The organism is Aphanizomenon sp. CS-733/32, assembly GCF_028330045.1.
Lineage (GTDB): Bacteria > Cyanobacteriota > Cyanobacteriia > Cyanobacteriales > Nostocaceae > Dolichospermum > Dolichospermum gracile.
This window is the reverse complement of sequence record NZ_JAQMSE010000124.1, coordinates 1-11,009: the sequence shown is the minus strand read 5'-3', so window position 1 is coordinate 11,009 and position 11,009 is coordinate 1. Positions and strand designations below refer to the sequence as shown.

At 37.0% G+C, this 11,009-nt stretch carries 8 protein-coding genes and 1 pseudogene; 5 read left to right on the top strand and 4 right to left on the bottom strand.

The annotated features are described in order from the left end of the window. Nucleotides 1–132 precede the first annotated feature (132 nt). The 3 genes and pseudogenes from PN471_RS09455 to PN471_RS09445 form a co-directional block, all read right to left on the bottom strand. Nucleotides 133–1,131, bottom strand: a pseudogene (locus tag PN471_RS09455) (protein kinase domain-containing protein); the annotation flags it as partial. A gap of 60 nt (nt 1,132–1,191) precedes the next feature. Continuing rightward, on the bottom strand, nt 1,192–2,526 hold the full coding sequence (locus PN471_RS09450) for a tellurite resistance TerB C-terminal domain-containing protein (protein WP_271776627.1): 1,335 nt from the start codon (nt 2,524–2,526) through the stop codon (nt 1,192–1,194). Further along, nucleotides 2,510–3,859 (bottom strand): ATP-binding protein, encoded by a 1,350-nt coding sequence (locus PN471_RS09445; RefSeq protein WP_271776626.1) that lies wholly within the window; start codon nt 3,857–3,859, stop codon nt 2,510–2,512. Before PN471_RS09445 ends, PN471_RS09450 begins: the two co-directional genes overlap by 17 nt. 668 nt (nt 3,860–4,527) lie before the next feature. On the opposite strand from PN471_RS09445, the gene PN471_RS09440 reads away from it, so the two are divergent. The 5 genes from PN471_RS09440 (at nt 4,528) to PN471_RS09420 (ending at nt 10,068) form a co-directional block, all read left to right on the top strand. Continuing rightward, on the top strand, nt 4,528–5,763 hold the full coding sequence (locus PN471_RS09440) for an aminoglycoside phosphotransferase family protein (protein WP_271776625.1): 1,236 nt from the start codon (nt 4,528–4,530) through the stop codon (nt 5,761–5,763). Between the two features lie 66 nt (nt 5,764–5,829). Next, nucleotides 5,830–6,909: a T3SS effector HopA1 family protein gene (locus PN471_RS09435; RefSeq protein ID WP_271776624.1), complete on the top strand. Its 1,080-nt coding sequence runs from the start codon at nt 5,830–5,832 to the stop codon at nt 6,907–6,909. Between the two features lie 337 nt (nt 6,910–7,246). Beyond that, nucleotides 7,247–7,741 (top strand): hypothetical protein, encoded by a 495-nt coding sequence (locus tag PN471_RS09430; protein ID WP_193897467.1) that lies wholly within the window; start codon nt 7,247–7,249, stop codon nt 7,739–7,741. Between the two features lie 62 nt (nt 7,742–7,803). Next, nucleotides 7,804–8,577 carry an ion transporter gene (locus PN471_RS09425; RefSeq protein ID WP_271776623.1) on the top strand — a complete coding sequence of 258 codons (774 nt, stop codon included), beginning with the start codon at nt 7,804–7,806 and terminating at the stop codon, nt 8,575–8,577. Between the two features lie 381 nt (nt 8,578–8,958). Next, a complete protein-coding gene (locus PN471_RS09420) occupies nt 8,959–10,068 on the top strand; it encodes a hybrid sensor histidine kinase/response regulator (protein ID WP_271776622.1) in 1,110 nt (369 codons plus the stop codon). Between the two features lie 127 nt (nt 10,069–10,195). Here PN471_RS09420 and PN471_RS09415 read toward each other — a convergent pair whose 3' ends face one another. Continuing rightward, a complete protein-coding gene (locus tag PN471_RS09415; protein ID WP_193897471.1) occupies nt 10,196–10,792 on the bottom strand; it encodes a Uma2 family endonuclease in 597 nt (198 codons plus the stop codon). Between the last annotated feature and the right edge of the window lie 217 nt (nt 10,793–11,009).

Here is an 11,009-nt window from a genome sequence, read left to right as displayed (position 1 = left end):
TACTACACAAACAAAGTCCACCTGCGTGGACTAACGAAAAATCAAGGCTTTTGAACCCACGAAGGTGGGTTTCGTCTGTGTAGCTGCGACTTCTAGTCGCCCTTGCAAGTAATAAATTAGACTTTTCAAACACCCTCTTAAACCACTGGCAATTATACTAGCAAGAATTATTCCACCTCTAGCGGTATTTTGATTAGTTTGATGAGAATTTTGTACGTCATTACCTAGACTTACAGCAATTGTATTTTCAGGTGATAAAGGAGATGGTGCTGCAATAACCGTAGGTGTTGGGACAAAAGCAGGTGCAACGGGATTCGAGAGAGTTTGTAAAGCTGTCAACATCTCTCTAGCAGAAGTGAAGCGTTCTTTAGGATGATACGCTATAGCTTTATCTAAAATATCTCCAAAATTAACATTCAAATGGGGGGCAAAATGTCGCCATAAAATATTCCCTAGATTTGGTTCTGTGGGTAATTCTTGAGGTATTTTACCTGTTAATAAATAAATCGCTGTTAATCCTAAACTATACAAATCACTAGAATAAACAGGTCTACCAGATGCTTGTTCACTTGGCATAAATCCAGGTGTACCAATTACAATTGAACTAGTGGGATTGCCTTGTGAATTAACTACTGTTCCCATTAATTCGCGGACAGCACCAAAATCAATTAGCACTGGTTTTCGATCATGATGACGCAAAATTATATTATCGGGTTTAATATCACGGTGAATAATACGTTTTGAATGAACATATTCCAAAACTGGTAACAAAGATAGTAATATTTCTCTAACAGCATTCTCCGTAAGTATTCCATGCTGTTGAATTTTCTCTGTGACGGTATCACCTTCTATTAATTCCTGAACTAAATAAAATTGATCATTAAATTGAAAATAAGCATATAAACTAGGAATTTGATTAGATGTAGAACCAAGTTCCTCTAAAATTGCTGCTTCTCGTTGGAAGCGTTCTTGCACTAATTGATAAATTTGGGTATTATTTTGAATCGGTTTTAGCTGCTTTATTACACAACGACGTTGGGATGGCATTTGGGTATCTTCAGCTAAGTAAGTTTCGCCAAATCCACCACTCCCCAAAGTTTTAATGATTCGATAGCGGTTGTTTAATAACATCTTCGCTGATTTAGATTTTAGGTACAAAATCTCAATTGAAACCTATACACAAAGCCAGGTTTACTCCTGAATTCTGCTGTAACCGATTTCTGAATATTTATTAATCATTTTTTTCACATTTAATAAATGTTCTGTAACAATTTCAGGGACTTCGGTATTGGTTTCAATAATTAAGTCACCAATCGTATTACTAGCTATTTCATTAATAGCATCAATCAAGAGATTGGGCATAGTAATATTAGCTTCAGCAATTTCTTTAATAGTAGCTTTGGGGTTATCTTGTTCCAGTATAGCTTTCAAAACCTGAATTTTATGACTGGGGAGATAGTTGAAAAAATTATTCCATTCCGTTGGTAAATCTTCTGTGTGATCATGTTTCCTATTTATGGGATCTAATGGTTCTAGTAATTCATCAAAAGGAAATAAATCTAAATTATTTTCTTCATTATCGGGCAATGTTGAGGGATTGATTGTTTCCACTTGTTGAAGTAATTCCCAAACTTGATTTTGTAATAAATCCCGTTCATCTTGTAAGACAGAAATTTGATTTTGCAGTTGATTAACTTCCGTTTTTTGTTCTAATGTCTTATTCTGTAATGATTGGAGCGTATTTTCCAGATTATTTCTAGTTATACCTGTTTCCACTAGTAGATTATTTTGTTTAGTAATTTCCAGTTCTTGATTTTGAATTTCTATTCGTAGTTCATAAAGCTTTTCTTCCAGTTGTGGTTTAAGTCTTTCTAACAAAATTACATCATTTTCTAATTCTTTTTTCTGCTGTTTAATTGTTTCCAGTTGAGGTTGAATTTGATTGATTTCAGCACGAGAGGCATGACAATTTAGCTCTAATTTTCGCTTTTCTGTAATCAAATTATTACAACTATTATTTAGCTCTATATTACTATTCTCTAAATGGGTAAATTCATTTTTAAGATTATAAGTTTCGGCTTCAATTTGCTTTTTTTGGGCAGCTAATGTGCCGATATCTCGATGCAAACTATCTCTTTGACTACGACAATCTCCAATTTGGTTTTCTAACTGCTGAGTTTCTGCATACAATAAATTTCTATATTCTTCTAATTGGTGTATTTCTTTGAGAATACGCGATTTTAACCCTTCTATATCTCGAATCCGTCTTTGGAGAGAACCAATCATCCTTAAGTCATCATGTCTTCGCCGTTTATCAACGAGAAATGCGGCTACATAAGTAGCTAATACCGTAATTATTCCCGTAAAAAATGCTCTAGCAATATCCCAATTAGGAACAAGACTTAAACCAAAACTGACACTAAAAGCGGTTATTCCTAGTACGACTCGATGACTAACTATAGTTGGTTGCATCTTACTAGGTTTTATGGTAGCCAAGTTGTTAGAATTATTAGTAATTAACGTCATTATTCCTCACATTTTCACCAAATACAGCTAAATCTGCCTTTAAAAAGTCAATAAACTGCCTTGCGGTTCTGCCAGAACGACCATTATGACGGGTTGCCCATTGTAAAGCTTTGTATTCTAAATCTTCGGGAGAAATATTGATATTTGCTGCTAGGTGCTGGACTATTTGTAAATAGGTTTTTTGATCTGCGGCTGCAAAAGTTAATGTTAGACCAAAGCGATCGCTAAAAGACAACTTTTCTTGCATTGTATCCCAACCATGAACTTCATTGTTATCCTTGGGGGCTGGTCTATCAGTAAAATATTCCCGGATTAAATGGCGACGGTTAGACGTAGCATATACAACTACATTTTCCGGTCTGGCAGTTATATTTCCCTCTAAAACCACTTTCATTGCTTTAAAACTATTATCATCTTCTTCAAAGGAAAGATCATCTACAAAAATAATAAATTTCTGAGGAACACCTCGCAACAATTCGACAATTTTTGGTAAATCTGGCAATTCTGACTTAGATACTTCTATTAAGCGCAAGTTTCGATGACTATATTCATTCAATAAAGATTTAACTAAAGAAGACTTACCTGAACCACGACTACCATACAGTAATACGTGCAATGCAGTTTCGCCTGACAATAAAAACTCTGTGTTTTTGACTAAAGCGTCTTTTTGCCACTCGTAACCCACCAATGTAGACAGTTTCACCCCATCAGGACAATTAATACCAACTAACTGCCCGCTTTGCCAACGGAAAGCCCTATATTTGGCAAATAAACCAGTTCCATATTGCTGATAATAAGCGGCTAAATCCGCCACCGCATCACCCCAATTTACCAATAGGGGAAGAGATACCATTAAACCCGTTTCTCCTGCTAGGGTTTCCGGTTCTCGATACCAAACCACAGGAGAAATCGGTAAATGCGTCGCTATTTGTACCCACTCGCTCAAAACCGCACTATTACATTCATAGAAACTTTGTAATATTTGCAAATCATGTTGTACAGCCACTACTAAAGCCGAGGGTAATTGTCTAAACTCTTCTCGTTGTGCCAATTTGCTAAAAGGATTATCCGCAGTCAGAATTTGCTGAATCAGATATTCCTCCCAGGTTTGATGACTATTGGCTAAAGCTTGGAAATAACTACCGTAAGCCTGGAGGCAATCTCGCCCATCTGCATCAGTATAACGGATGGTTTGTAATAAATTCAGAAACGCTCTGCCTACGTCGCTGTCTAGGACAGATTGGTACAGTAAAAGAGAGGCAGCTTGGCGTTGTAAAAGTTGAACCGCTGTATAAGATATAGTATTTGCCGTCAGCATTGGTAGATGATCCATCAATCAACTGGTTAAAAGGGAACAGGGAACAGGGAACAGAAAAATCAATTGTTGTAATTAATTGTGTCCCATTACTTATGTCTAATTTAATATTATTCTTGCCTCCCTCCAATTCTTCCTCCTGAACTCCTGAATGGGCGCAGGCCCTGCGCCCCTACCTCCTGATAGCGTAGCGTGGCGTTAGCCATACTCCTGATAGCGAAGCGTGCGCTCCTACCTCCTGGACTCCTGACTCTTGTACCTACAGGAATACAAGTATAGCCATTTATATATTATACTAGAGGGGATTGGGGACAAAAGTAAACTAATACTGATTATCAGGGTAAATTGCTAACATATATACAGGAAACATGGATCACTGACAAATGTAAGTAACCGTTGTTTTCACTGGATATGTACCAGCAACTATTTTGGCAACAGTAATGTTTGATTCAAGGTGCAAAGCTCTACTACAGATATTGTAAAGATTTTATAGTTTCTTCCGTAGACTTGAAAGTAGAAAAATAGCTAATATTGCCATTTTGGCAGGTCTTTCTGACACAAATGGGATATTAGTAGATAGTAGCAATGGTTCGTAAATTTTTTACCATTAACTTCAGAACTGCTACAGCCACCTCAATATTGACTGCGGTAATTCTTTAGCCATTTAAATAACTAGGAAATAATTCATGTTATTATCACTGTCTTCTCAAAATGTTATCCAGTATCTGCTCAAGGCAGGGCTGTGTAGCGCGGAAGATGGCGCTGCATATAAATCTGTATTGCCAGAAAATAGCAAGAAAAATGGGAATTTACTGGTAATCCTGGCAGATAATCGCCAACTGTTAATTAAACAAGAACGTCACATTAATAATGATCAAAATTGCCATGAACTCTTTAATGAATGGCTATTTCACCAACTATTACAGAAATTTCCAGTGATTGGTAATATTGGGGCGATCGCATCATCATTGTTACATTTTGATGAAGAGAATTCTATTCTGGTGCGGAGCTACTTCAGCGAATATGTGGAGTTAGGAAAATTTTATCAACAGAGTAGTATGTTCCCCACAGCGATCGCCAGCGCGATTGGTACTGCGTTAGCAGGATTACACCGAGCCACGTTCAATAAACGTGAGTATCGTGATTTTATGTCCGCTGCCCCCGCAGGACAGTTTCGCTATAATTTTTACAATCCTGCCCAAGGTATACCCTCAATAAATCCAGACACATTTGGGACAATTCCCACGGAAGCACTGCGATTTCATCTTCTGTATCAGCGTTATGAAAGTTTAGAATCGGCGATCGCTGACTTAGCTTATGATTGGAAACCATCTTGTTTAACTCACAATGATCTACAATTGAGCAACATTCTAGTTCATTCTCGATGGGAACAGCTAGATAACTGCTTGATGAAGTTAATTGACTGGGAAGCTTGCGGTTGGGGAGATCCAGCTTTTGATTTAGGAACTTTATTAGCAAGTTATTTAGATGTGTGGCTGTCCAGCCTAATAGTAGATCCGACATTAGAGCTAGAAGAATCTTTAAATTTAGCGATGATTCCTCTAGAAACAATACAGCCTTCAATCTTAGCTTTAATTCAGGCTTATCTTGATGCCTTTCCCATGATTTTAGAATGTCATCAAGACTTCATTTTGCGGGTAATTAAGTTTGCTGGTTTAGCATTAATTCAACAAATTCAACACAGAATTGAATCCCAAAAATCCTTTGACAATAGTAACTTATGTATGCTCGAAGTTGCTAAAAGCCTCTTAACAATGCCAGAACAATCAGTATTAACAATTTCTGGCATTTCCGCCGTCGAAATCCTGCAATTACCCACATTCCAGAAACTTCCCCAACCCCATAAAGAACGAAAATTAGTCCGTCTTTATTATGAAAAAACTCGCTTGCGCGGTTGTTAGTAAAGTAATATTATCCCTGATGGTTACACATATATTTCCCTAAAATTTGAGGTGCAAAACAAATTAATGTTTGATGACTCTACCAATCAAATTCTCAATACATTATTCGATATTGCCAGTAATATCCAGATAGAAGCTAATTTTCGTATTTACCATCCCAATTATCAACCTTTTGCCTTACCCACAAATATAGCAAATAGGTTTCAACACAACTCACCTTCTTTAAAACAGAAATATTTGAATATACTGTTGAGAAATTTCCTCTACGGTATTTATTACAATGGTTCACTACAAACAGTCTTAGCCACAAATAATAATTGTCAATCTCAGGTAAATTTCCCAGAAAATAATAGTTTAGGCGTAGATGAAGAATTCTATGAACAACTACATCATAGCAATCATGGTGCAGGTCATTATGAACCCGATTGGCAGATTTTGAGAATTGAACCTGACGGTAGTATGGCTGTAAACAAGGATGGATTAACCTTATATATCGAGCCAGAATGTCATCTGCAACCCCGGAGAAAGCCACCTAAAGTGGGGGAATTAATAGCAATATGGATGCCTAAAAATCGCTTACAAAATGGCTGTTATGTAGCAGTAAGTAATACAGCAATAGAGAAGAAAGATCCACAAAATACTGATTTAGGAGGAGGGCGAATTTATTTCCATGTGACACCATCCGGGGCAATTGTCCTTATGGATAGTTTAACCCGAGCTTTGAATAATGCGGCAATTGCCTTTAGTTTTCAAGTTCTTTATAATCCCGCTGCCTATCAGCGTTATGATGCTGGTGTGCTGCATTTTGAACGCCGAGATTACCCCACAATTCGGAATATTCTTCAAGATATTTATCAAAAACATCAAGCTTACTTTCAGCCGGAAATTCCCTTATTTACGAAATTTTTAGCACCGGGATTAGGGTTAGCAGAAGAACCAAATCAAAAATTTGCACCTCAAGAAAGTTTTGGGATGAACCGTTGTCAAATTGTTGCTAATGCGCTGTTAGAATCTTGGCAAAAGGGTAAAAATGCCCTAGAAGAAAGAATAGAATTAATTAACCAACACTTTGCCAGAAACTCGATTGATGTGCAGCATCCCTATCTGAATCCGGCTTCTGAGGATATTTATCAGCCGTTAATTTGAGGAGAAAGTCAGTAACCAATTTAGCTGTGTAACAGCTTAAGCGATCGCTATTTTTAAGTTCCCTAACATAAGTAGGACTTGCTGATAGCGTAGTGTGGCGTTAGCCATATAAACCTAAAACCATTTATTAACAAAGGGTTTCGCGGATTTTTACCACAAAAAAGTGCCAGGTTTTAGCTGATGGTGTCTCAAAATAGGTGCATTTTTCCTTGTCGGATTGGAAAATTGAGGATATCCAGATAGTTGAAACTGTCACCACCTGAGTTCGGTGTTAGGAGTTCGTAGTAAACCTCTTGCCTAAGTTATATTAAATTCAGAGTGTGTCAGGAGTAGGCTAATGAAACGTTTTCAATATTGGCTTGGGATAATCGGAATCGGCACAGTTGTGAGTTTAGTGGTAAACTCCCAACCAGCACAGGCACAAGTAGCTTATGGTAGTTATGTTGGTATTGGTCCGACTGTGGGGTTGACAGACGGTACTCAATTGGGTGGAGTCCTGGCTTTTCGCTACAAATTACTAGAAACACCCATTTCTTTCCGCACACAAGCTTTAATTGGTAAGGGAACAGCAGTAGTCCCGACTGTTTCCTATGACATCCCTCTCAACTGGCAAACAGATGCTTATTTAGGTGCTGGTTTAGTCTTAACTAGTGGTGATACGCCTTCCCCTGTTGGTAATAAAATTAGCTTTGCTTTGCAACCAGGAATTGACTATGTTATTCCTAATAGTAATACTGTGATTTTTGGTAATGCCATTATTGCCTTTGATGCCTACCGAAATACTGGTGGTACAGCCTTATCTTTACAAGGTGGAGTTGGGTTAAGATTTTAATTCTTAATTGGTAAAAATTTTGTAACCTTTTGATTTTTAATATTCAATCAATTTTGGAAAAGATGGTGCTAAACCGAGAAAAAATAGACTTTTACTTAACAGACCTAGAAACTCCTGTAGGTAAAGCAATTAGTGTAACTATTTCTTTGTTGGTTTTAGTATCATCAGGAATTTTTGTGGCGGAAACTTATAATCTTTCTCAGGAGGCTCGCTGGGAGTTAAGAGTATTAGACAATTGTGTGTTAGTAATTTTTGCTGGAGAATATTTACTGCGCCTATGGAGTACAAAAGATAAAATTAAATATATTCTGAGTTTTTATGCAATTATTGATTTAATTTCAATTTTGCCGTCTTTTATAGGATTAGTAAATGTTAGTTTTATCCGGCTTTTACGTTGGTTTAGAATCTTGCGTTTGCTGAGATTTATTGACAAAAAGGTTTTAATTGGTAGTATCAGTAATCAAGATAGTGTAATTTTTGCGAGAATATTATTTACTTTATTTGCTATAGTTTTTATTTTTTCCGGGTTAATTTATCAAGTTGAACATCCAGTTAATCCCCAGAATTTTGATACTTTTTTAGATGCTTTTTATTTCTCAGTTGTGACAATGACAACCGTGGGATTCGGTGATGTGATACCAATTTCTGAGTTAGGGCGCTTATTAACGGTATTAATGATTTTAACAGGAGTGGCTTTGATTCCTTGGCAGATTGGTGATTTAATTAGACGATTGGTAAAAACGGCAAATCAGGTGGAAACTGTTTGTCAAGGCTGTGGTTTAGCTTTTCATGATGCAGATGCGGAATTTTGCAAAAGGTGCGGTAAACAATTGTAGCGGATAAAATCACAGTCAAGAGTGAAGTTGATCATGGTATTTTCTGCCAAGTAGATATACCATACAAAGAGGAACTAGTAATTAATTCAAGTTGCTAGTTATCTAGTTGAGGCTGGTAATGGGTAATTGGTAATTGGTGATGAAAACAGAAATTTCATCCTGTTTATCCTTTAATCCTGGACATCCTGATAGCGTAGCGTTAGCCATTTCTGACAATTTACCTAACTAGCAACTTACATTAGTAATTAAAAGTCATGTCCTGCCAAAGAACCCGCATAGTCAAGAAGCTGTTGTATCAACAACCATTAACTATGCTCATAAAAATTCTTCTGCTTTCTTCCTTCTTCTTCCTGACTCCGACTCTTAACCAAACAAGTTTTTATGGCTTACGCCACGCTATCCTATCAGCAACCTTTAGATATGTCTACACTGCCTAAAGTTTTAATTATTGATGATGAGCCTGATAATTTTGACGTAATTGATACGTTGTTAGATAATCAAGGTTATGAACTAAGCTATGTTAACAATGCACAACAAGCTCTGGAACTTTTAGACTATTTTCAACCCGATGTAATTTTATTGGATGTCATGATGCCAAAAATGAGTGGTATCGAATTTTGCAAAAAACTTAAATCCAATTCTCATTGGAAGCATATTCCTATAATTATGGTGACAGCCCTTTCTAGTAAAGAAGATTTATCCCAATGTCTATTAGCAGGTGCTGATGATTTTATTAGCAAACCCATTAATGGATTAGAATTACGTTCACGGATTCGTTCCATGTTAAGAATCAAACAACAATATGATGCTTTACAAAAAACTTTATATTTACGAGAAGACCTTTCTAATATGATAGTTCATGATTTGCGAAATCCTCTGACAGCTATCATTATGTCTGCGGAAATTTTGCGAATTACAGAATATTCACAAGAACGTCAGGAGAAAAAAACTAGCCAAATTATTACGAGCGCTCGAAAATTACAATCCATGATTGATAGTTTACTAATCATGGCTAAATTAGATTCTGGTAAGATCACACTTCAACGAACAGATACTGATATCTTTTATCTTTGTTCTACTGCTATTACCGATATTGAACTAAATATAACTAAAAAAAATCTAGAACTAATTACTAAACTACCAGCACCCGGAATTTCAGTCAGTTTAGATGCCAATCTCATCCGCCGAGTGATTGATAACTTACTGTCTAATGCGATTAAATTCACACCAGAAAAAAGTCAAATTTCTTTTGTTGCTGATTACACATCATCAGGAAAATTCATCATGCAAATAGCTGATTCTGGACCAGGTGTTAAAGAAGAATTAAGAGAAGTAATTTTTGCTAAATATGAAGTAGGAAATCTGCTTACAGGTGCATATCAAATTGGTTTAGGTTTAGCCTTCTGTAAAATGGTTATTGAAGCTCATGGAGGACATATTAGTGTGGAGGGAAATTATCCAACGGGGGCAATTTTTATGGTTGAAATTTAGAAGCAGGAGTCAGGAGTCAGGAGTCAGGAGTCAGGAGTCAGGAGTCAGGAGTCAGGAGTCAAGGAGTCAGGAGGAAGGAAGGAAGAAGGAAGAAGGAAGAAAGAAGAAGAGTAGGGGTTGCTCCCAGTCAAGAATTAGTTACGTTTTCTACAGCAGGGGATTCAAAATTCACGTCTTCATAGACATCTTCTGTGGGACAGTGAAAATCTACACTGGCTAAATGCACATTTTCTCCCTGTCCGTAACTATAAAATACCCATTGTCCTTCAGAATTACGACGGAAAATTTCGACATTTATTCGCGTTTGACTTACTAATACATATTCCTGAAGTGATTCTAAGTGGCGATAATCAGCAAATTTATCACCTCTGTCAAAGGCTTCTGTGGTGGGAGATAGGACTTCAATAATTAAACAAGGATAACGCAAAAAATTATGAAAGGCTTTATCTTTTTGGTCACAACTGACTATGACATCAGGATAGTAATAAGTATTTATGGATTCAATGTGTGCCTTTGTATCGGCAATGTAGGCTTGACATCCACTGCCACGTAGATGGTTTCTCAGCATAGCAAAGACATTGCCAGTAATAATTACATGAGTATTACTAGCCCCTGCCATTGCGTAAACGTCTCCGTCTCTATATTCATGCTTGATAGGGCTGGTTTCTTCCCCTTGGAGATATTCTGCGGGGGAAAGATAGTTATAGCTGGGAGTTGCAATCATAGAAGATGACCTTATCTGAATTTGTATTTTATCTAAGTTCCTCCTGATCTAGTTTAGGCTAGAAAGTTAATGGGGAATTGGTGACGTACTCCACACACTCCCTTTCAGGTGAGTGTGGGCTTCTCAGTGACTCCTCTATGAGGACATTAACTGAGCTTTAAGACCGTGCGCCCCACGGTTCTTTGGTTTTGAGATTTGTTTTTTGTTTTGTAGGCTG